Below are 20066 nucleotides of genomic sequence, written 5' to 3' on the forward strand. Positions count from 1 at the left end.
GGCTGCGGCCGCGGCGGACTCAAGCTCGCTCACCCTGCCTGGGCCGCCACCCCCGCTCGTGTTAGAGTTTTTTGGGTGGTCGCTAACACCTTTTTCTGCGGGCACGGGGTAACGCGACAATACATCACGGCACGGCCTATTTGGTAGGGAGCCGAGCCCTATAAAAATACCGTCCTGGATTACAATCCATTATTCATAACAAAGGTTCCATCGAACAACGTTCTTCGGTTATCAGGGGGCTCGTCCATGACCATACTAGAATCAGGCACTCGTGAGCTGGCTGATCCCATGCCTGAAGAAGCCATTGAAAAAAATCGTGGCGAGGCGCCGGGCCTGATTGCCCGACTGGGGCGCTGGCTGGACGGCGATCGATCGAACAATCCGGTGGAAACGGAAAGCCTGTTTTCGGCGCGGTTAACCGATGTGGCGGCAAACCGGTTGGCCAAGCAGTGGTGCACCCGATACGCGGCGGCTGAGGACAAAGAACGGCGTTTCCTATTGAATAATCTGGCTCAGACAAGCTCAGGCATCGAGCCGCGCACCGATCAGGGGCTGCGCCTGTTCAAGCGTTTCAATGCGCAAGCCGATGGTTTGCGGTTCCTGGTGGGCTTGCGCGCCGATATGCTGCGCTGGCGCAAGCAGATTGCCGGCTTGACCGTGCTGGAGCACGAGCTTGAAGGCCTGTTATCGACTTGGTTCGATGTGGGTATGCTCGAACTCAAGCCCATTACCTGGGATTCGCCGGCGTCGCTGCTCGAAAAGCTGATCCAGTATGAAGCCGTGCACGAGATCCATTCATGGGAAGAGTTACGGCACAGGGTTGCGAAAAACCGTCGCTGCTATGCATTTTTTCATCCCGGCATGGACGATATCCCGCTGATTTTTGTCGAAGTCGCGTTTGCGCCGCAAATGGCCGGCAATGTACAGGCGCTGCTGGATCCTCAGTCGCCGGCGGCGGATCTGGACAAGGCTCGTTGGGCTATTTTCTATTCCATTTCCAACACGCAGGCGGGCCTGCGGGGCATCAGTTTCGGCAATTTCCTGCTCAAGAGAGTGATCGAAGAATTGCTGCGCGAATTGCCGCGCTTGAAGTCGTTTGCGACTCTGTCGCCGATTCCCGGCTTTGCGGCATGGCTGGGTAAACAGGATGGCCAGGTTTTGCAGGAACTGCTGCACGATCGCAGCGATAACCAGTATGCCCACGAGAGCGCCCGCGCCGGCGTGAGATGGGTTGCTCAATTGCAAAAAGCCGCCGTCGGCCAGGCATCCGAAGTGGTGCAGCGTACCGGCCTGAAATTGGCGGCCCATTATCTGAAAGCCATGAAGAATGGCCAGCCGCTCGATCCGGTGGCGCGCTTTCATTTGGGAAACGGTGCGCGTATCGAACGCATCAATTGGGCTGCCGACTGCTCGGCCAAAGGCCTGGAGCAATCGTGCGCGATCATGGTGAATTATCTTTACGACCTGGATGAACTGGATGCAAATCTGGTGCAGTTGGCTGCGGGAAAACCGAGGCTTTCCCGCAGCCTGAAATGGCGCTGATTGTCCTTTCCGCGCGCATTGGCGATTATTGACAGCCAGGCTGGCGGGGCGAATTTGCCCTTGCCGGACGGAGCAGAATATTTTGGAGACTTTTTGAGTGAGCAACACAAATCTTTACGCGGTACTTGAGTCGGGCTTCCCGGACGATCGAAGCCAGGTTGCGATCCAGACGCCGGCACGCGATTACAGTTGGGACGATATCGATCATTTGTCGGCGCGTTTTGCCAATCTGCTGCGCCGGCTTGATCTGCCGGCGGGCGCCCGTGTTGCGGTGCAAGTTGAAAAATCTCCTGAGGCCCTGATGCTGTATCTGGCGACGATACGCGCGGGCCTGGTTTATTTGCCTCTGAATATCGCTTATCGGGCTGCCGAGGTTGAATATTTCCTTGGCGACGCCCAGCCATCGGTATTGGTCTGCGCAAGCAAGAATCTTGCCTGGATCGACAGCCTGGCGAAGAAAACGAATACCGCTCATGTGTACACGATGGACGACGATGGCAGCGGCACGTGCCTTGCCGCCGCTGCGGACCTGTCTTCGGAGTTTCAGACCGCCATGAGCCAGGACGATGATCTGGCGGCTATTCTCTATACATCCGGGACGACCGGCCGCAGCAAGGGGGCGATGTTGACGCATCGGAACCTGGTGTCGAATGCGCAGGTGCTGAAAGCGTATTGGGGCTGGCGTGCGGACGATGTGTTGCTGCATATGTTGCCGATTTTCCATGTGCATGGCCTGTTTGTGGCCTCGCACGGGGCTTTGTTGGCGGGAGCCAGGATGATCTGGCTGCCCAAGCTCGATATCGAGCAGGCGCTGCGCTATTTGCCGCAAAGCACCATGATGATGGGAGTGCCGACCTATTATGTGCGCTTGTTGGCGGACACTCGATTTACCCGCGAGCTTTGCGGCAAAATGAGGCTGTTCATTTCCGGCTCCGCGCCGCTTCTGACGGAAACGTTCAGGGATTTCCAGGCCCGTACGGGGCATGTCATTCTGGAGCGCTATGGCATGAGCGAAACAGTAATGCTGACGTCCAATCCCTATGATCCGGCCTTGGGCGAGCGTGTGGCCGGCACGGTCGGGCAAGCCCTGCCTGGTGTGTCGGTGCGTGTGGTCGACGATGCCAATGGGGCGTTGGCCGGGGGCGAAATCGGCAATGTGCAGGTGCGCGGGCCCAATGTATTCAAAGGGTACTGGCGCATGCCCGAGAAAACCCGCGAGGAGTTCACCGACGATGGCTGGTTCAAGACCGGCGACGTAGGTCGATTTGGCGGCGATGCGCGCATTCCGGGTAATTATCTTTCGATAGTCGGACGCAGCAAAGACCTGATCATTTCGGGCGGCTTCAATATCTACCCCAAGGAAATTGAAGCCATCATCGATGAAATGTCGGGTGTGGCCGAGTCGGCGGTTATTGGTGTGCCTCATCCGGATTTCGGCGAAGCTGTGGTGGCTGTGATTGTTCCGAGGCCGGGGGCGGTTATCGATGGCCTGCGCCTGCAAACAGAACTGAAGGCGCTGATTGCCAATTTCAAGGTGCCCAAGCGTATTCATGTCATAGATCAGTTACCGCGCAACACCATGGGCAAGGTGCAGAAGAATGTGCTGCGCGAGGCCTACAAGGAACAGGGCTAAAGTATTTTCGGTTCGAGTGCTTATGGCGCTGAATGTGTTTCGATGACTGTTGTTTTGAGCTGTTTTTGGGCTTGAGCGATGACTGTGGTCTGTGTTGTCTGTAGCGTGGTTGGTGGTTCTATAAAGACGCCGCAGGGTGGGCGGTGCTGTGCAGTCCGGCACGTCCAGCGGTCGGCTAGCTGCGCTATCCGACTGCCCGGGTCTGCCTCGTCCAGGCGGGCGTCGGGCCAACTCGCGCCGCCCCGCGCTGCGGGTCGCCACTCAAACAGGGCCCGCCGAAAGCCCCCGCCTTCCCTTCGTCAGCACCCGGCGCTGGACTACCGCCGGACTACACAGCACCGCCCACCCTGCGGCTTGCGTTGAGGAAATGCCTCGAGGTATACATTGGGGAAGCGGCGTTTAGCCAATCACAGGCTACGTTGAGGCGGTGGGTGCTTTTAGTACATCCAAGTCGTCAATCGAGGTAGATGTGGCGACGTGATGGAGGCATGAGTGCGGGCACGTTAACGGTTCTATGGGTGCAGGCCCATTAACAGTAGGTGCAAGCACGTTGATTCCAGGCATGCCCTAATGTGAGCCGTCTATCGGGGCTTGGGGTCAGGACCGGCGTAAGGCGTGCGCCGGATGCTACCGTAGGGAAGGCGGGGGCCTTCGGCGGGCCATGTTTGAGCGTAGCCGCGCCAGCGGCGTAGCGAGTTTGGCCCGACGCCCGCCTGGACGAGGTAGATCCGGATCAAGCACGCCGTGCCGGTCCTGACCCCAAGCCCCGATAGATGGCGTCTTCAAATACCAAAACGTCAAATACCATAAACACCCGAGTACCATAAACACCCGACCCAAAAATACTCTAGCGAACTACCCCACCAGGACACTGCCGCCCTATTGTGTCAGCCTAGCGAAGGGACCTGTCCAGCCACTTCAATACGCCGGGCAGCGTACGGAAATCCGATACTGAACGGCTTTCTATTGTCGGGTGTCTTGCTCGCAGCATGCGCGATAATGCTCCGCCCGGGCCCAGCTCGAGAGCAACGGTTATACCTGCTTCAGCGCACGCGTCCATGCATCCCGCCCAGTCTATTTTTTCAGCAATCTGGCGCGGAAGAAGCGTAACTGCTTTCTCTTTTGTGGCTATCAGCTCGGCCAATACTCCTGATATTACAGGGCTTGTGAAATCTGCAAACGTGCAGTGTTCCAATTTTTCCCTGAATGGGGCCACCGCGCCCAGCATCAACGGCGTGTGCGAAGCTATGGCAACGGGAATGGCAACGGTATGGCCGCCCATTTGCGCGAGCAGGGGCTCGACAGCCTGCAAATCGTGATGCAGGCCACCCAGGATCAGGCTGTCTTCCCCGTTTTCAATCGCGATCGATAGTCCGTGCCGGGTAATAAGTTCATGGATAACCGTGCTGCGCAAGCCTGAGACCGCCATAAGGGATTGTCTGGCCGACGCTTCGGCGTGCGCATCCATGCAGCGTGCGCGGAATGCTGCCAGGCCGATGGTTTCGTCGGCGGAAAGCGCGCCCGCCACCCCGTAAGAGGCAACTTCCCCGATGCTGTAGCCGGCTACCAGGGCTGGCGGGGGGATACTGAGTTTGATGGCTTCCCAGACAGCCAACTCGGCGGCAACGATCAAAGGCTGCGCGATGCGGTTGGAGAACAGCAGCTCGTGATCGTCGAGTATTTCCTGCAAGGGCATGCCGCATACGGCTTCCGGCAGCCAATGTTCCAGCAGGCCTCCCACACGTGTATCGGTTTTGGCCAAATCGAACATATGTGGATGTTGGCCGCCCTGGCCAGGACATAGAATGGCTAGGCGCTGCATGGCTTTTTGTATAGGTGCGGGCTAAGACAAGTCATTGTTCCACCGGCAATTCGAGAGCACTGAATGGACAAGGCAGGTTGCAGCCAGTAAATCGGCGGCGCCGCCGGGCGAGAGCCGTTGACGCACGAAGGTGTGGTGACAATCCAGTGCGCGGTTTTTCCAATTGGGGTGTGCGGTCCCCCCAAGAGCCAGGAATTGTTGCGCAAGATTCCTGACGGTTGCCGCGCCTGCCATGCCGCCGCGATGGTACACATTGGTATCGCTGATATGCGCCATCAACGAAAAAAAAGAGTCGATCCGTGCGCAAGTCGTAGTGCGCCCGGCCTCCAGTGTCCGTTCCAGTGCGGGTAGGGCAATGTCGAAGATGGAAGGAAACCCCAATGCGGCTTCCTCGCGGGCACCGCTGGCTGCGTGGTTCACTGCCACTTGCGCGCCGTGCGATATGGAAGTGTCTGTCGATGTCGAGTGCATATGTCCGGCCAGCGCACCACCCCATGTGATCGATAAGGCACTGCGTATGGCCCGGGCGGACAGGGTGACTCGATGGGCACGACAATGGCCCATTGCCGCGCACAGCAAGCCAAGAGAAAAAATTGCGCCACGATGGGTATTGATGCCGCCCGTGGCCGACAGCATGCGGACTTCGGCCTCCATGCCTAAATGCTTGAGTGCGGCAAAGGGCGCATTGTTCATTCCCGCTTCCGCTATATTTATGAAGTAATGCCGCAATGAGAACATGCTGTGCAGGAAAGTCGCCGCGGTCATGTCATGGTGGCTGCCGCAGTCGACCAGCGATACCAGCCCCGGCTTGGGATACAAGATCAGTTCGGCATGCAGGCTGCGCACCGCAAGGCGGCCCAAGTGCGCGCAGAATGGCTTGTCCACACCTGAAGCCGGCTTTGCGGCGGGCTTTGGCGCCGGTAAATATTGAGACCGGGCCGCTGGCCTATGCGTGGATGCTAGCCCGCGCATGATATCGCCTCGATATTTCCAAGCGATGCCAGCAGCGCGGATGTCGTGGTCAGGTGCACGCTGGAATTTTCCTTGACGAGAACGCGCGAATTGATTCCGCAGCGTATCGCCTGTACCCATTCTTTCCAGGCGACCGCTTGTCCCGAAGGGAATAAGGTTTCCCCATCCAGTGGCAAAATTCCTGCATGGTGTTCCAGAAGGGCAAGCCCGTCTTCGAGTTGGGTGCGAGTTGTTGGCGAAAACAGCATGTCGATATCCGAGCTTGCCGTCACATAAGATACGGCAGTCAGTGCTTGCCATGCGATGGAGCCATAAACCTTGAACACCAGGCCGCGTTGAACGGCTTGCCCAGCCAGCAATTGCAGCTGATGCCGCCAGGGCGCAGGCGCGGTGGCGATGATGGCATCGATGGCAAGCGGAGGCATGGTCCGGCTTGTCTCGGAAATGGGTGCGCGCAATGAAATACGGATTTTTTGGCGGGTGACCGAATCGGGCGGCAGCGCGATGCCCAAGCAGACTTGATTGGGCATCGCATCGGGATCCGTGCGCCGTACAACCGCTGGCCAACCGCTCCGTTGCCAGCGCTCCAATGCGGGATGGTACTTTGGCGCAACGCTGTCGCGGCTCGCCCGCCAGCCTGCGTCCGTTAGCCAGGCCAGGTCATGCCGCTTGAACATGAGCCCCGGAAATCACTGCTTCCGCCACAGGATAGGCCAGTTTGCGGCCTCCTCGGCTCAGGCCTAACGAAGTGCGTTGATCCGATGAATTCGTACTTGCAAGCGCCGCAATCAATTGTGCGGAGAAATTGCTGTCCCAGATTGCTTCGATTCCGCCCATGCGAAAGTAGTTTTTCGGGCCGGGAGCGAAAACGGGATTTTCCTTTGCCAGTTCGATCAATGTCTGTTCCGGAACCTTGGTAATGCGCGCCATTGCCGGCAGGCCCATGACGCGAATAGTCGATTCCGGCAATGCATAGCAGGCGTCGGCCATCAGGCCGCTGGCAATGAAGCCGCCCGAAAGCGCCTGGTCGTATACAAGGGCGATGACCTGGTGGCCGCGGCGTCGCGCCAGGTCGACGCATTTTCCCAAATGCGCCATATAGCTGTTGATTCCCAGCATTTCATCACGATGGCGCAGGCGCTGCCCCTGTGTATCGACCAGAAGGAGAATTGTTCGTTGCGGATGATTGCGAACGACTTGCAATACCGCCTTCGCCTGGGACAAGGCAATCTCGATGCCGATCGATGTGTGATTCGTTGTTCCGATAACGGCGATGGTCTTGCCTTGTACCTGCGCCGTTCCCGACAGGAAGCTATCCTGCTCGATAATGGACTGGCCTTCGGGGAACAGTTGCCGTGCAAGCTCTTTCCATTCCATCATCAGGCTCCCAGGCGATATTGAGCGGCATATTCGCTGAAGGCTTGGGCTTCCAGCATGGGAACGATTTCAGGATTCGGTATGCCAAGCTGATGCCAGATGTCCATGGGCTCGGTATGTGTTGAGAACTCGTGCAGGCGATTTTCCAGCAATCTTTGTTCGGATTCCAGCGCGGTGAGCGTCAGTTCAGCCCCCGTTTTAATGCACGCCTGCATCGCGTCGTAGGCGGCTTGCCGGAAAGCTGCCGTATCGTCGGCTATGAGGGTTTGGCAATCTCCCAGCAGATAGCGGTGCTTGCCGCCTGTGGTACGCCAGACCAGTGCCCGGTCGCGCGAATCGAATTCTTCTACTCCGTTGGCTGTTTCAATGACTTCCGGTCCCGATATCGCCATCCGCCCCTCTTCCGACATTACAATCGCGTTCGTGCATCGAGCAACAATACCCATGCCTCCAAAGCAGCCGTTCGACCCGCCGATCAACCCAATCACAGGAATACCCGCGGCTCGGGCATCCAGTACCGCACGCATGACTTCGGATACCGCGATGAGGCCGGCGTTGGCTTCGTGCAAGCGCACGCCGCCGGTGTCCAGCAACAGGATAACGGCAGCGACATTTTCGGCAATGGCGCGTTTCAATAGGCCAACCAGCTTGGCGCCATGAACTTCCCCCACCGCGCCACCCATGAATCCGCCTTCCTGCGCCGCGGCGAATATGCGCGTGCCGCAAAGCAGACCCTGCCCGATCACCACGCCGTCATCGAATGAAACCGGAGCATCGAGTTGCGCCAAATGGGGGCTGACGAGCCGTATTCCAGGGGGCAGGAATTCTTCGAAAGTGCCTTTATCCAATAAACCATGTATCCGCTCGCGGGCGTTTGATTCCAGATAGCTGTTCATGACGCGCGCTCCAGCAGCGTTTCTATTGCCTGGTCCAGGCGCAGCCTGACGACTGCGGGCGTTGCCCCCATATCATTGATTGAAATGCGTGCGTCGGACAATTGCCAGCGTTGATTGAAATCCGTTACCACTGCTTCCCATATCGCGGCAAAGCCGTTTGCCGCGGTTTTGATTTCAATCGCGCAGCCGCCCTGTAGCGCTGCGTTTTCGACCAGTACTTCCAGGTTCCCGGAGCTGACGACACCGACCAGCTCAGGCTGCGCGGGTATGTGGCGCAGGCCATTTTCAAAGTGAAAATTCAAGGTTTCCATGCGTGTATTACCAGTTTCTGAAAGACTTTGGCGGGTTGTATAAGCCACCCGATGCGCGGACCAGGTCCTTCATTGTTTTGGCTGCGAGCAAATCCCGGGTTGCCGACCGCTTGTCGACGCCGAGATCTTCCGCCCTTTGAATAATGCCGCGGTCGCGAAGGTTTTCCACCATGCGCCTGTCGCGGGCCTGCCCAACGGGTGTGTAGCCTGCCACACCGCGGATTGCCTGCTCCCGCTCTTCATCGCTGCGGCACAGCAGTAGATTTGCAATCCCTTCTTCAGTCAGGATATGCGTGACATCATCGCCGTAAATCATGACTGGCGGGATAGGCATGCCGGTTTGTTCGGCAAGCTGCCATGCGTCCAGGGTTTCCACAAAGGCGGGTTGCATGCGTTCGCGATAGGTTTCGACAATTTGCACCACCAGTTTCCGGCCATGGGGGATAAGGGATTTTCCCTTACTCGCCTGTTGGCCCGCCTTCAGCCATGCGGGACTGGCATGGCGCCGTCCGCGCGCATCGGCCCCCATATTGGGGGCTCCGCCAAAGCCCGACATTCTGCCCAGGGTTGCGGTCGATGAATTGCCTTGCAGATCGATTTGCAGTGTGGAGCCTATGAACATATCGCAAGCATAGTGGCCGGCGGCCTGGCACAGTGCGCGATTGCTGCGCATGGACCCATCGTGGCCGACAAAGAAAATATCGGATCGGGCGCGAATGTATTCTTCCATGCCTAATTCAGAACCGAAGGAATGGATTGATTCGACAAAGCCGGCTTCGATTGCCGGAATTAATGCGGGGTGGGGGTTGAGCGCCCAATACTTGCAGATTTTCCCTTTTAATCCGAGCGACTCGGCGTAGGTCGGCAAAAGCAATTCGATGGCGGCGGTATTGAAACCGATACCGTGATTCAGTTTTTGCACTCCGTATTCGGCATAGATGCCTTTGATGGCCATCATTGCCATCAGGATCTGCAGCTCTGAAATTTTTGCGGGATCGCGGGTAAATAGCGGCTCGATGTAATACGGCGCAGGGCTTTGCACTACAAAATTTACCCAGTCGGCCGGTATATCCACGCGTGGAAGCACATCCACGATTTCGTTTACCTGGGCGATCACGATGCCGCTCTTGAATGCGGTGGCTTCGACGATTGCGGGGGTGTCTTCCGTGTTCGGGCCGGTGTACAAATTGCCGTTGTGGTCGGCGGATTGCGCTACCACCAGGGCGACACGCGGGGTCAGGTCGATGAAATAGCGGCCGAATAGTTCCAGATAGGTATGGATTGCGCCGATATTGAGTTTGCCGGCCGATGCAAGCCTGGCCAGCCGTCCGGCTTGAGGCCCGGAGAACGAGAAGTCCAGCTGCGACGCAATGCCTCGTTCGAACACATCGAGATGTTCGGGCAGCGCCAGCACCGACAACAGCATGTGTAAGCCGTTGATGCGCGTCGAGTCGAGACTGGCCAGCGCTTTTGCGAGAAAGTCGGCCTGTTTCTGGTTGTTGCCTTCGAGGCAGACCCGGTCGCCCGGCTCGAGCACGCTGTACAGGAGATCGTTGATATGCGCTGCGGGCAGCAACTTGCCTGCAAGCACAGCACCCAGTGCCGACCTTGCGCGGGCGAGGCGTTGGGCTGTGTTGCTTCGCCTGGTATCCCAGGCCCGGTCAGCCATGTTCATTTATTGATTCCCATCAGGACATCCGGTATTCCTGTTGCGATTCCAGGGAACAGACAGAGTAGCAATATCCCCAGGAACATCAGTGCCAGAAATGGCAAGGTGCCCTTGATTACTTGCGCGAGCGAGATGTCCGGCGCAATATTTTTAATGATGAATATATTCAGTCCGACAGGGGGGTGAATCAGGCCCATCTCCATGACGATGGTCATGACTACGCCGAACCAGATCAAGTCGAATCCAGCCGCTTTCAATGGCGGCAGGATAATCGGCGCCGTCATCAATATGACGGATACCGGCGGCAGGAAGAAACCCAGGCACAGGACCAGTATCAGGATCGTTCCCAGCAGCAGCCACTTTGACAAATGCAGGTCGACGACCCATTCCGCCGCGGATTGGCTGATGTGCAGATAGCTCATTACATAGGAATACAACAAGGACATCCCGACTATCATCAACAGCATTCCGGACTCGCGGATGGCGGAGGTCAGGTAAGGCGCCAAGTCTTTCGGCTTCCAGATCCTGTACACCACGACAATCAACGAGATTGCGAGCAAAGCTCCCACGCCGGCCGTTTCAGAAGGCGTGGCAAAGCCGCCGTACAACGCGACCATTACCCCGATCAGCAGGAATACGAATGGCAAGACGCGCGGCAACATTTCCATTTTTTGTCTTAGCGTGAAATGCTCGTTTTCCAGGCAAGTCGATTTTTCGCCGCCGTTCTTGTAAATATCGTAGGCGATGCGATATTCTTTGCGAGCGCGGAATACGGCGTAGCCGGAAAACAGCGCCACCAGCAATATGCCCGGCCCGATTCCGGCCAGGAACAGGCGCCCCAGCGACTGTTCCGCCGCGACCGCATACAGGATCATCGTGATCGACGGAGGCAGCAAGATGCCCAGTGTTCCCCCCGCCGCAATAATCCCGGCGGCGAAGCTCGGCGAATAGCCGCGTGCGCGCATTTCGGGAATTCCGGCGGAACCGATGGCAAAACAGGTTGCGGGCGAGGAGCCCGCCATCGCGGCGAATATGGCACAGGCAAATACATTGGCGATGCCCAGGCCGCCCGGAACGCGATGCAGCCAGACATGAATGGCCGAATACAGATCCCTGCCTGCCGGAGACTTGCCTATGACGGCGCCCTTCAAAATGAATAGCGGTATTGACAGCAGGGTGATCGAAGCGATTTCTTCATAGACGTTTTGCGTCACTGTGTCGAGCGAAGCCGCCGGCATGAAAAAATACATGAAGCCCGTGGCTACCGCGCCCAGGGAAAAAGCAATCGGCATGCCCGTGAACATGACGACCAGGGTTACGATTCCATACAAGGAACCTAAGACGAGTGGGTCCATTTCCGGTTCCGTGTGTCATTGATATGGGCCAGAACCTGAGCCAGGATCTGGAGAGTCAAGGCACTCATTCCGACCGCCATCAGGGAATACGGAATCCATAGTGGCGGTGCGAAATTGGATGATGTGGTTTGGCCTTCGGCCCATGCCTCGTAGCAAAGCGTCCAGGATTTCCACGAAAAAAACAGGCAGAAGAGCAGGGATGCCAGATCGGTGATGAACATCCGTACTTTGTTGACGCCTGCCGGCAGCATGGAGGCCAGCGCTTCGATCCCGATATGGCCGCGATGCGATTGCACGTAGGCGGCCGTCAGGAATACCACTCCGACCAGCATGAAAATTGATGCTTCATCCTGCCAGTCGGTTGGAATGCGAAGAAAGTAGCGGGCCACGACTGAGTACGTCAGGATTACCGATGTTACCCAGAGCGCGGCCATGGACAACCACAGCGCGGCTTTGTTGAAACCATCGAGCAATGCGATGAATGCCTTCAGGCCGGGATTGTTGGAGACATCATTTATGACGGACGGCGTTGTTTCGACGCCTTTGCTCACAGAAGCTTCTCCGCCAATGCCAGCAATTTGGCGCAATTGGCATTTTTGCCGGCATAGTCTTTCCAGGCGGTGGTGCGCGCGATGTCCTGCCATTTCTTGACTTCGGCGGCGTTCAGGTCAACCACCTTGACGCCGGCTTTTTCATAAACCGTTGCCAGTTTGACGTCGTCCGCCTTCGCCCCTTGCAGCGCGAATTGCTCCATTTCCGCGCCCACTGCCATGATGGCGGCCTGTTGATCCTTGGTGAGCTTATCGAAGATTATTTTCGACATCAACACGGGCTCGAACATATACCAGTACGCTTTGTCGCGGCCGCTGGTCAGGCTCTTGGAGACTTCTTCAAGACGGAATGAGATCAGCGATGTCGAGGACGTCATGGCGGCATCCATTGTGCCGGTCTGCATCGCTGCGTAGATTTCGTTGGAGGGCATCGAGACGACGGCGGCGCCGGCTGACTTGAGTATCAAATCCATGTCGCGCGACCCGCCGCGAACTTTCAATCCTTTGGCGTCTTCCGGGTTGACGACGGGCTTGCCGCGGGACGCGACGCCGCCCGCCTGCCAGATCCAGCTAACGATGATGATGCCTTTTTGCGCCAGGATTCGGGCCAGCTCTTTACCCACTTCGGCATTTTTCCAGCGGGCGCCTTGCTCATAAGAGGTTACCAACCCGGGCATGAGCCCGATGTTCGCTTCCTGTACTTCGCCCCCGGCATAATTCAGCGGTACCAGCGATATGTCCAGTGCGCCCTTGCGCAATGCGGAAAACTGCGCATTGGTCTTCATTAGCGACGAGCCGGGATAGATGTCGAAGCTCAGGCTGCCTTTGGTGCGTTTGCCGACTTCCTCGGCAAACGTGCGGGTCAGGCGATCGCGAAAATCGCCTTCTTTGATAGTGCCGCCCGGGAACTGGTGCGAGATTTTCAGCTTGACTGCTGTTTGCGCCCACGCCGAAGGAATTCCCCACAAAGGGGTGGTGGCCAGCGCGCCGAGCAGTGTTCTGCGTGTGAGTGATGTCATTTGTCTTCCTCAGTTGTAGTAATAATTAAATATATTTTTTATTAGATCTTGTATACTAGATTCTACTAAATTGCATTCACTGTCAAGAAATAATTGCGGTCAATAACAGGGCGCCGAATACAATATGGCTACTACGTCAAATGTCAAAAACAGGTCCGAAGCCCTGCGCGAATCGATTGAAGAGATGATTGCGGTCGGCACTTTGAAGCCAGGCCAGCATTTGGATGAAGCCACGCTGGCGGAAGAGTTTGGGGTGTCGCGCACTCCGATTCGAGAGGCGCTGATTCAGCTTTCCTCCACGGGCATCATCGTCATGCGTCCGCGTCGCGGCGCGATTGTGGCCGAAGTGGGGCCTCAGCAGCTTATCGAAATGTTCGAAGTGATGGCCGAGATCGAGGCCATGTGCGGCCGGCTGGCCGCGCGCCGCATGTCCGCGGTCGAGCATCGCGCGCTATTGGCTGCGCATCAGGCATGCAAGGATGCGTGCGATGCGTCCGATCCGGATGAGTACTTCTATAGGAACGAAGCATTTCACGAACAAATCTACTCAGGCAGCCGCAATACATTTCTTGCGGAACAGGCGCGATCTCTGCATCGGCGATTGCGGCCCTATCGGCGGCTGCAGTTGCGGGTACGCGATCGGACGAAGGCGTCTTATTGCGAACACGAAAAGATCGTCGAGGCAATTATTGCCGGCGACAGCGATTTAACGGTCGAGCTTTTGCGTCAGCACGTCACTATCCAGGGGCAGCGCTTTGCCGACCTGGTTGCATCCTTGCCGTCATTGAACGTAGAAACTCTATAAGCCCCTACAGATAAGGGCTGGCAAGCCAGATGATTTTGTTGCGCAGCCGTTTTCTGAAGGGGATCTCAGCCAGTCCAGCCAGCGATACAGGGTCGGCGTGTTCGATTTCGCTGTCGATCATGCGTTCGATGTCCTGGGCGATGCCGCGATTGTATATTTCGATATCCAGCTCGAAGTTCAGGCGCAGGCTGCGGGGATCGAGGTTCGACGAGCCTACGTAAGACCAGGCGCCGTCAATGGTGATCAGCTTCGAATGGTTGAAGTTGCCGCTGGCGCGCCAGACCCGGCAGCCGTTGCGTATCACTTGGTCGAGTTGCGCCGTCATGGCATAGTTGACCAGGCGCAGGTTGTTGCGCCCCGGAATGACAATATCGACCTGGATGCCGCGCCGCGCCGCGGTATTGATGGCGCCGATCAATATTTGATCGGGCAGGAAATAGGGCGACTGGATGCGTATGTGTTGTTGGGCTACGGCAAAGGCGCCAAGCAGCATGTTGTGCGTGCTGCTGATGAACCGGTCCGGTCCTGAACGTATGCAGCGCGCCGGCATCTCGGGCAATGGCACGTTCCAGTCGTCGCTGCACCACGTCGCGTAGGGTAGTGTTTCCTTGGTGGTGAATTCCCAGTCGTGGGCAAACACGGATGTGAGCTGCAGCACGATAGGGCCTTCGACCTGAAAGTGCGTATCGCCGGCCACGTGCTGTTTGGCAATCGCCGATACAAAGCCTTCCCGTATGTTCATGCCGCCGGTGAATCCATGCCGGCCGTCGACGATCAGGATCTTGCGGTGGCTGCGCAGATTGGCGTAGGGCATTTTCATGCCCAGGGGGTTGGTCATGAACAGGGCCGTCGTAATGCCGTGTTTGTGCAGCAGGCCGATAATGGGAGGGCGGGAGTATTTCGAACCGATCGAATCGATCAGGATCCGTATTTCAACACCGCGCTCCTTGGCCTGGGCCAAGGCCTGGACAAACTCGCGGCCGACCTCGTCGTTGTCGAAAATATAGGTTTGCAGGGCGATGGTTTTCTTCGCGCCGTGAATGGCGGCGATCATGGCCGGGTAGGCCTGGTCGCCGCCCACCAGAATCTTGATGTGGTTGTTGCCGCGCAGGGGAAAGCCGCTGATGCGGTCGCCCAAGGTGCGAAGGGAAATGAACTGGGGAGCCGAGTCGGCGCCGACATCGGCGACCGGCACTGCCTGCTTATTCGAGTAATCTTTCAACGCCTCGTCGCGTTGCTGCGAAATCCGGTCGCGGCGCACCCGGTTGATTCCCGCCACCAGGTAAAACAGCGGTCCGAATATGGGCGACATCAGGATGACGCCTACCCATCCTATGGCCGCACGTACGTCGTTCTTGGTCATGGCGGCATGGGTGGCCGCCGCTGCGCCTGAAACAAAGCTGATTAAAAAAACAAGATGAGGCCAATATGCGAGGATTAAATCATGCAATGAGTACATATCTGTCGAGGCCAGGGCAATGTCGTGAATGACCGCAATGGTGTGGCGAGTTATCGCCGGGTACTCGCACCCAGGCGGCAAGATTCCGGGCCTTAGTAGTATATAGAACAGATGTGTTCCGGAATATAGATTGATGCCGTGGCGTTCCAGGAATGCAAAAAAGCCCGCTGAAAGGCGGGCCGATACTGAGGCGTCGATTTTGTTTAGGTTGCCGGGCCGCGGTATATCGCGAAAGCCGAAAACGCAACGCGCGCGGACTTGCAAGTGTTTTTTGGGGTGACCGATGGGGCTCGAACCCACGACAACTGGAATCACAATCGAATAATTTGAACTGAAATAATTTAAATTAATCAATAAGTTAAAGTATAGGTCTGTAGAAAATAATCGAAATCTAGCTCTAATGTTTATGCGGGTTTCAGAGCCAAGGTTCTACAAAACTGAGTAAACTTAATTTAGTGCTTGCGTATGTTATTCTAGTAACTCTAATATATATAAATACAAATCGAAACAATTAACTGCTGAGGTATCAACCATGAAACCGGAAGAACTGCGGCTGCGACATGATGAATTGCTGAAAGCCGCCATGCAAAATGCTGGGGTTATGACTGCCATGCAGGTTTATCAAGCGGCACAGGCAGCTGTGGATACGCATGCTTATGCTGTCAATGCAAGCGTAATTTATGGACAGTCGACTACGACGAATGGCTTAAATTCCCCCGCAACACGCTAAACGGAAGCTGCTATGTCAACATGGGGCGAAATGCTTCAGGAGTTAAATGCTACTCAGCCTCAGAACTTCGATGAGTTGCGTCGCAAATACTTGTTGCGTTTATTTGAGCAAACCCGGCGCCCTACATTTGTATATGCATCACGTTGGACTCAACCTACGCCAGGCTTAGATCCCGCGATAATTAGTGTCGGAATTGGCGATGTGCCTGGATTTATGGAAGTAATGAAAGGCATTACTGAAGATAGACTCGACCTCATAATACATAGCCCGGGCGGGTCGCTCGAGGGAGTCGAGGCAATAGTTCGATATCTACGACAAAAGTTCTCTCATATTCGTGCAATTATTCCCCATGCCGCTATGTCTGCGGCAACGATGTTAGCAACGTCCTGCGATGAAATTATCATGGGACGTCATTCCTTTTTGGGGCCAATCGATCCGCAATTTGTTCTCCAAACGCCACTCGGGGCGAGAATGGTCGCTGCGCAAGCGATTCTCGCTCAATTTAATAAGGCTCAAGAAGAGATTTCCCGCGACCAGAGTAAGCTAGCATCTTGGATCCCAATGTTAAGTCAATATGGGCCTGATCTCTTGGTTCAATGTCAAAACGCGAGCGATCTGTCCGTGACTTTGGTGAAGGATTGGCTATCTAGCTATATGCTGAAGGATGATGTTGAGCGTGCGAAAACGGTTGCTGGTTGGTTAGGGAATCATGCGAACCATAAGACTCATTCCCGTTTTCTCCATAGAGATGACCTTGAGGCTCAGGGGTTGAAAATAGTTCGACTAGAGGAAGATCAGCAACTTCAGGATGCGGTTCTATCCGTATTTCACGCTTACACTATTACATTTTCTAGCACGCCCGCAGCAAAAATCATTGAAAGTCATCTAGGGAAAACGTTTGTTCAAATGGCCGCGCCAATCGCAACGCCACAGTCGCCTTTTCAGGTGCAGCTTGCCTTTGGCCCACCTCCGCCTGGGCCTATACAAGGCTAAATTTAAACGTCCTGTTTGTATTAATCATTTCCGAATCGCCTGAATATAACCTTGCAATCCGTTCACTTGGTCGGCGAGCTGTCCAGCATCTTTGCCCAGCTCTGCATATTCCGCGTAACACGCGCCGAATACGCCGATCCAGTCGGGACCGGTTGCATCAGGTCGGCCGCCGGCGCCGGCAGCTTTGGCGAGACGACGGTAGTGCTGCAGCAGCCCGTCAAGACGAGCACGCTCAGCATCAGCAGTTTTTTCAGCAGCTTGGCGGGCCAGGACAGCCCCGCGGTGGTTGGCATCAGCACGATCTTTTTCCTCCTGCATGGCAATTTCGAGGCTTCGGGCGGCGACGGCCGCATCGGCCTTCGCCTGGACGTGACCGGCGGTGTATTGGTGGTGCCCGTAGCCCAACACAGCCAGCACCAAGGCGACCAAGATGCCGGCGCCGATCACATATTTGCTGATCTTGGGCCAGAGCAAAGTCCACATCATTCGATTCTCACGATGCCGGCGCGGTATCCTCGGCCAGAGCGCCAACTGATCACGTCTCGGCGCATTTGATCACCGATGCCGAGATGCACCCAGCTCGAGCGGGCCTGCTCAAAAATAAGCTGATCGAATTTCAGACGGCTGGCCGAAATCATCCGGCACACGGTCATGTCATCACCAAAGCCAGGGCAATGAAAGTCTGCGGCCTGGCCAAGACAATGGCTGCTGTTCGATACACCGTCGACAGCGCGATTCAACGCAGGTGACCGATAACCGCTAGTGATAATAATCGGGTGGCCGAGCAGGGCCCGTACGTCTTCCAGCGCAGCAGCCAGTCGCGTAAGGTTGGTCAGATGTTCAGCGCTGGGAGTATTGTCGATTTTCAGGCGCATGGCGGTGTCGCTACGCGTAAATTCGGCCAGCGTAAAGTGTTCGGATAGATTCATGATTTTTCCTTTCTGAGCCAGCGCCGGGTACTGGCCCGATGACGCTTGATCCAATAACAGCGCACGGCCATGCAGGCCGCCGCCGAATTAAAAAGCACCTCACTACGATCAACGTTGACCGGGTATTGCCAGGCCCAGGCCGCGTTAGCAAACGCCGCAAAGCACAGCAAAATGAGAGCCAGCTTGCCAAACAAGCCGTCATTGACCCTGGGCGACATGACCGCCCAGGCGCTGGCCGCCGCCACAATGAGATTTGCCGCAATGTCTGTGTAGAGCCACCACATATCAACCTCCTCGTCGCGCCAACCAACTGCGCACAATGTCGGATACCAATGACCAAAGATCCGCTTCACGAATTGTGGATATCGTCTTGTCCACTACCGCCCAGCCAAACATCCCAACTAGATATGCAATACCGCCCGACCAGCCGGGAGGCATGTTCACTAAGTCGATAATGGGCTGTGCGAAAAGCGCCGCAATCACTGCCCCGGATATGCCCATGGCGAGTTTTTGTCGCCAAGACATACCCTTAATTGAAGACAGAGACATCACGGCGCCCAGCGCGCCCAGGCCGAGCGTCCACAGCTTTGTTTCCGAAAGCGTTTCGGGCAGTTGCATTCGCGTTCCTTCGGACGTAAAAAAACCGCTAAGCGGCTTGAGGCGTGAGCAGTTCGGTTTTTCGGGTCTCGTCGATGATGCCTGCGGTCACCATCGCCGCCAGGTACTCGCCCACACGCGGATCGTTCAAGTCGATGAACTGCGCAGCGATGAGCATGTCCAGGCCACGCTGAATCGCCATGGGGCCGGTACGCGCCGCCTGGTATTCCGCGTCAGTGAATTTCGACAGATATTCGAGCGACGAGAAAACCGTTTTTGGTGGCTGCACAGGAAGTGTTATTGCGGGAGCCGTCAACACAGACCCATCCCACGTCCAGCCTATGCCACCCATACCGCCGTCAATAAGTATTTGATTCGCGCCGACAGGATACTGCAGGTCATCAACCTCAATCGTATTGATAACGACACCATTTTCGATAATATGTGCTCGCATATTATTAATACTCCAGAATAATTACGCCAGCCGCGCCGCTGCCACCCGATGCGTACGTGCTTGTTTGCCGCGACCCACCGGCACCGCCGCCGCCCGAGCCTGATCCTTTTCCAGACGATCCTACCGCGCCTGCCGCGCCAACAGTGGCGCTCCCGGCGCCGCCAGCACCACCGGAACCCAGGGGCGACGAACCTCCGGCCCCGCCGCATCCGGTCGGGCCGGAGGTTGTTGAGCCATTGGTTCCGGCCCCACCACTACTGTCACCACCAGCACCGCCCCATTCGGCCGATGCCCGTTTTCCGCCGGCTCCGCCTGTCGCTGTTATCCCGGCAAAAGACGTCGAGCCGCCAGCCGTAGCATTAGTTGTCGATGTGCCGGTTGTTCCTCCGGCGCCGATGACCGCTGCCATGGCAACACCTGGTGTTAGAGTAATATTGGTAGGGGATCTGTACTCACCGGCGCCGCCACCACCACCTCCGCCTGAGCAACCCGATGCGTTCGCATCACTGTAAGCGCCGCCCCCGCCGCCTCCGACCATCGTGACCCGGCCATATTTGGTGTATATGTCGGGCGTAAAATTGCCGCTTGATGAGATGACGACACGATTAGAGTACGTAGGGACTCGGTAATATTTTGCATCCGTAGCATCCCATTTCATTAGGCCAATGCTATCCACTAAGATGATGCCTGAATCGGCACTGGGTAAATTTTGAAATGCCTGCTTTCCTAGCTGCCCTTCAATTGTCCAATCCGTATTTGTGGCATTGCGACGCCGCAGAAAGAGGGCGGAGCTGCCGGTATCGACCCATAACATATTGGGCCACGTAGTGGTTGGGGCAGCAGGGCCTGCGAAAGCGGTCGCGATGGTTTCGAGCGCCTTATTGATGTCTTGTACCAGCTGCAGCCCAGGCAGCGGCGGCGTGGTGGTAATTTGTACTGCTTCTTGAGTCAT

General features: G+C 56.5%; 22 protein-coding genes. 5 read left to right on the forward strand and 17 right to left on the reverse strand.

The window, feature by feature from the left end; genetic code table 11:
* The first annotated feature begins 246 nt into the window (after window positions 1-246).
* Window positions 247-1542, forward strand: coding sequence for a malonyl-CoA decarboxylase domain-containing protein (locus ACYVIS_RS18960; protein WP_370635969.1), 1296 nt, complete (start codon window positions 247-249; stop codon window positions 1540-1542).
* 97 nt (window positions 1543-1639) lie between these two features.
* Window positions 1640-3175, forward strand: a complete 1536-nt coding sequence (locus tag ACYVIS_RS18965; RefSeq protein ID WP_232743972.1) for a malonate--CoA ligase — start codon at window positions 1640-1642, stop codon at window positions 3173-3175.
* A gap of 892 nt (window positions 3176-4067) precedes the next feature.
* Here ACYVIS_RS18965 and ACYVIS_RS18970 read toward each other — a convergent pair.
* The 10 genes from ACYVIS_RS18970 to dctP are packed head-to-tail and all read right to left on the reverse strand — an operon-like array spanning window position 4068 to window position 13147.
* A complete protein-coding gene (locus ACYVIS_RS18970; RefSeq protein WP_460874747.1) occupies window positions 4068-4997 on the reverse strand; it encodes an ACP S-malonyltransferase in 930 nt (309 codons plus the stop codon).
* A gap of 21 nt (window positions 4998-5018) precedes the next feature.
* On the reverse strand, window positions 5019-5969 hold the full coding sequence (gene mdcB / locus ACYVIS_RS18975) for a triphosphoribosyl-dephospho-CoA synthase MdcB (protein WP_460874748.1): 951 nt from the start codon (window positions 5967-5969) through the stop codon (window positions 5019-5021).
* Entirely contained in the window at window positions 5957-6646 is a 690-nt protein-coding gene (mdcG, locus tag ACYVIS_RS18980) for a malonate decarboxylase holo-[acyl-carrier-protein] synthase (RefSeq protein ID WP_460874749.1), read from the reverse strand. Before mdcG ends, mdcB begins: the two co-directional genes overlap by 13 nt.
* Entirely contained in the window at window positions 6630-7346 is a 717-nt protein-coding gene (gene mdcE / locus ACYVIS_RS18985; protein WP_460874835.1) for a biotin-independent malonate decarboxylase subunit gamma, read from the reverse strand. The genes mdcG and mdcE overlap by 17 nt, the downstream gene beginning before the upstream one ends.
* Window positions 7347-7348: 2 nt before the next feature.
* A complete protein-coding gene (locus ACYVIS_RS18990; RefSeq protein ID WP_460874751.1) occupies window positions 7349-8242 on the reverse strand; it encodes a biotin-independent malonate decarboxylase subunit beta in 894 nt (297 codons plus the stop codon).
* The gene (mdcC, locus tag ACYVIS_RS18995) at window positions 8239-8553 is read right to left on the reverse strand and encodes a malonate decarboxylase acyl carrier protein (RefSeq protein WP_460874752.1); all 315 of its coding nucleotides are present in this window, start codon (window positions 8551-8553) and stop codon (window positions 8239-8241) included. The genes ACYVIS_RS18990 and mdcC overlap by 4 nt, the downstream gene beginning before the upstream one ends.
* 7 nt (window positions 8554-8560) lie before the next feature.
* Complete coding sequence (mdcA, locus tag ACYVIS_RS19000) at window positions 8561-10228, reverse strand: malonate decarboxylase subunit alpha (protein WP_460874753.1); 1668 nt, start codon at window positions 10226-10228, stop codon at window positions 8561-8563.
* Entirely contained in the window at window positions 10225-11577 is a 1353-nt protein-coding gene (locus tag ACYVIS_RS19005; RefSeq protein WP_460874754.1) for a TRAP transporter large permease, read from the reverse strand. Before ACYVIS_RS19005 ends, mdcA begins: the two co-directional genes overlap by 4 nt.
* Window positions 11559-12068: a TRAP transporter small permease gene (locus ACYVIS_RS19010; protein WP_370636000.1), complete on the reverse strand. Its 510-nt coding sequence runs from the start codon at window positions 12066-12068 to the stop codon at window positions 11559-11561. Before ACYVIS_RS19010 ends, ACYVIS_RS19005 begins: the two co-directional genes overlap by 19 nt.
* Before the next feature lie 56 nt (window positions 12069-12124).
* The gene (dctP, locus tag ACYVIS_RS19015) at window positions 12125-13147 is read right to left on the reverse strand and encodes a TRAP transporter substrate-binding protein DctP (protein WP_460874755.1); all 1023 of its coding nucleotides are present in this window, start codon (window positions 13145-13147) and stop codon (window positions 12125-12127) included.
* A gap of 124 nt (window positions 13148-13271) precedes the next feature.
* Here dctP and ACYVIS_RS19020 point away from each other — a divergent pair, with 124 nt between their 5' ends.
* Entirely contained in the window at window positions 13272-13952 is a 681-nt protein-coding gene (locus ACYVIS_RS19020; RefSeq protein ID WP_232743963.1) for a GntR family transcriptional regulator, read from the forward strand.
* 4 nt (window positions 13953-13956) lie between these two features.
* Here ACYVIS_RS19020 and cls read toward each other — a convergent pair whose 3' ends face one another.
* Complete coding sequence (gene cls, locus ACYVIS_RS19025; protein WP_460874756.1) at window positions 13957-15411, reverse strand: cardiolipin synthase; 1455 nt, start codon at window positions 15409-15411, stop codon at window positions 13957-13959.
* Between the two features lie 532 nt (window positions 15412-15943).
* On the opposite strand from cls, the gene ACYVIS_RS19030 reads away from it, so the two are divergent.
* Complete coding sequence (locus ACYVIS_RS19030; RefSeq protein ID WP_460874757.1) at window positions 15944-16141, forward strand: hypothetical protein; 198 nt, start codon at window positions 15944-15946, stop codon at window positions 16139-16141.
* Between the two features lie 12 nt (window positions 16142-16153).
* Complete coding sequence (locus ACYVIS_RS19035) at window positions 16154-17134, forward strand: SDH family Clp fold serine proteinase (protein ID WP_460874758.1); 981 nt, start codon at window positions 16154-16156, stop codon at window positions 17132-17134.
* Between the two features lie 24 nt (window positions 17135-17158).
* Here ACYVIS_RS19035 and ACYVIS_RS19040 read toward each other — a convergent pair whose 3' ends face one another.
* From ACYVIS_RS19040 to ACYVIS_RS19065, 6 genes are read right to left on the reverse strand one after another with little or no spacing between them, the layout of a single operon-like run.
* Window positions 17159-17620: a hypothetical protein gene (locus tag ACYVIS_RS19040; protein WP_460874759.1), complete on the reverse strand. Its 462-nt coding sequence runs from the start codon at window positions 17618-17620 to the stop codon at window positions 17159-17161.
* Entirely contained in the window at window positions 17617-18063 is a 447-nt protein-coding gene (locus tag ACYVIS_RS19045) for a D-Ala-D-Ala carboxypeptidase family metallohydrolase (protein ID WP_460874760.1), read from the reverse strand. Before ACYVIS_RS19045 ends, ACYVIS_RS19040 begins: the two co-directional genes overlap by 4 nt.
* Window positions 18060-18347, reverse strand: coding sequence for a hypothetical protein (locus tag ACYVIS_RS19050; RefSeq protein WP_460874761.1), 288 nt, complete (start codon window positions 18345-18347; stop codon window positions 18060-18062). The genes ACYVIS_RS19045 and ACYVIS_RS19050 overlap by 4 nt, the downstream gene beginning before the upstream one ends.
* 1 nt (window position 18348) lies before the next feature.
* Window positions 18349-18681 (reverse strand): hypothetical protein, encoded by a 333-nt coding sequence (locus ACYVIS_RS19055; protein WP_460874762.1) that lies wholly within the window; start codon window positions 18679-18681, stop codon window positions 18349-18351.
* Window positions 18682-18709: 28 nt separating this feature from the next.
* Window positions 18710-19114: a hypothetical protein gene (locus ACYVIS_RS19060; RefSeq protein WP_460874763.1), complete on the reverse strand. Its 405-nt coding sequence runs from the start codon at window positions 19112-19114 to the stop codon at window positions 18710-18712.
* A 4-nt stretch (window positions 19115-19118) separates the two neighbouring features.
* Window positions 19119-20066, reverse strand: a complete 948-nt coding sequence (locus ACYVIS_RS19065; protein ID WP_460874764.1) for a glycine-rich domain-containing protein — start codon at window positions 20064-20066, stop codon at window positions 19119-19121.

The sequence above is a fragment of the Paralcaligenes ginsengisoli genome (genome assembly GCF_054781135.1).

Excerpts from the sequence above, each read along its gene's own strand:
- ACYVIS_RS19060 (WP_460874763.1), bottom strand. The coding sequence starts at position 19,114 with ATGCGAGCACATATTATCGAAAATGGTGTCGTTATCAATACGATTGAG.
- ACYVIS_RS19040 (WP_460874759.1), bottom strand. The coding sequence starts at position 17,620 with ATGATGTGGACTTTGCTCTGGCCCAAGATCAGCAAATATGTGATCGGC.
- ACYVIS_RS19035 (WP_460874758.1), top strand. The coding sequence starts at position 16,154 with ATGTCAACATGGGGCGAAATGCTTCAGGAGTTAAATGCTACTCAGCCT.
- mdcB (WP_460874748.1), bottom strand. The coding sequence starts at position 5,969 with ATGCGCGGGCTAGCATCCACGCATAGGCCAGCGGCCCGGTCTCAATAT.
- ACYVIS_RS19055 (WP_460874762.1), bottom strand. The coding sequence starts at position 18,681 with ATGCAACTGCCCGAAACGCTTTCGGAAACAAAGCTGTGGACGCTCGGC.
- ACYVIS_RS18990 (WP_460874751.1), bottom strand. The coding sequence starts at position 8,242 with ATGAACAGCTATCTGGAATCAAACGCCCGCGAGCGGATACATGGTTTA.
- ACYVIS_RS18970 (WP_460874747.1), bottom strand. The coding sequence starts at position 4,997 with ATGCAGCGCCTAGCCATTCTATGTCCTGGCCAGGGCGGCCAACATCCA.
- mdcE (WP_460874835.1), bottom strand. The coding sequence starts at position 7,346 with ATGGAATGGAAAGAGCTTGCACGGCAACTGTTCCCCGAAGGCCAGTCC.
- mdcA (WP_460874753.1), bottom strand. The coding sequence starts at position 10,228 with ATGAACATGGCTGACCGGGCCTGGGATACCAGGCGAAGCAACACAGCC.
- ACYVIS_RS19005 (WP_460874754.1), bottom strand. The coding sequence starts at position 11,577 with ATGGACCCACTCGTCTTAGGTTCCTTGTATGGAATCGTAACCCTGGTC.
- mdcG (WP_460874749.1), bottom strand. The coding sequence starts at position 6,646 with ATGTTCAAGCGGCATGACCTGGCCTGGCTAACGGACGCAGGCTGGCGG.
- ACYVIS_RS19050 (WP_460874761.1), bottom strand. The coding sequence starts at position 18,347 with ATGTGGTGGCTCTACACAGACATTGCGGCAAATCTCATTGTGGCGGCG.
- ACYVIS_RS19065 (WP_460874764.1), bottom strand. The coding sequence starts at position 20,066 with ATGACTCAAGAAGCAGTACAAATTACCACCACGCCGCCGCTGCCTGGG.
- ACYVIS_RS19045 (WP_460874760.1), bottom strand. The coding sequence starts at position 18,063 with ATGAATCTATCCGAACACTTTACGCTGGCCGAATTTACGCGTAGCGAC.
- mdcC (WP_460874752.1), bottom strand. The coding sequence starts at position 8,553 with ATGGAAACCTTGAATTTTCACTTTGAAAATGGCCTGCGCCACATACCC.
- ACYVIS_RS19030 (WP_460874757.1), top strand. The coding sequence starts at position 15,944 with ATGAAACCGGAAGAACTGCGGCTGCGACATGATGAATTGCTGAAAGCC.
- cls (WP_460874756.1), bottom strand. The coding sequence starts at position 15,411 with ATGTACTCATTGCATGATTTAATCCTCGCATATTGGCCTCATCTTGTT.
- dctP (WP_460874755.1), bottom strand. The coding sequence starts at position 13,147 with ATGACATCACTCACACGCAGAACACTGCTCGGCGCGCTGGCCACCACC.
- ACYVIS_RS18960 (WP_370635969.1), top strand. The coding sequence starts at position 247 with ATGACCATACTAGAATCAGGCACTCGTGAGCTGGCTGATCCCATGCCT.
- ACYVIS_RS19020 (WP_232743963.1), top strand. The coding sequence starts at position 13,272 with ATGGCTACTACGTCAAATGTCAAAAACAGGTCCGAAGCCCTGCGCGAA.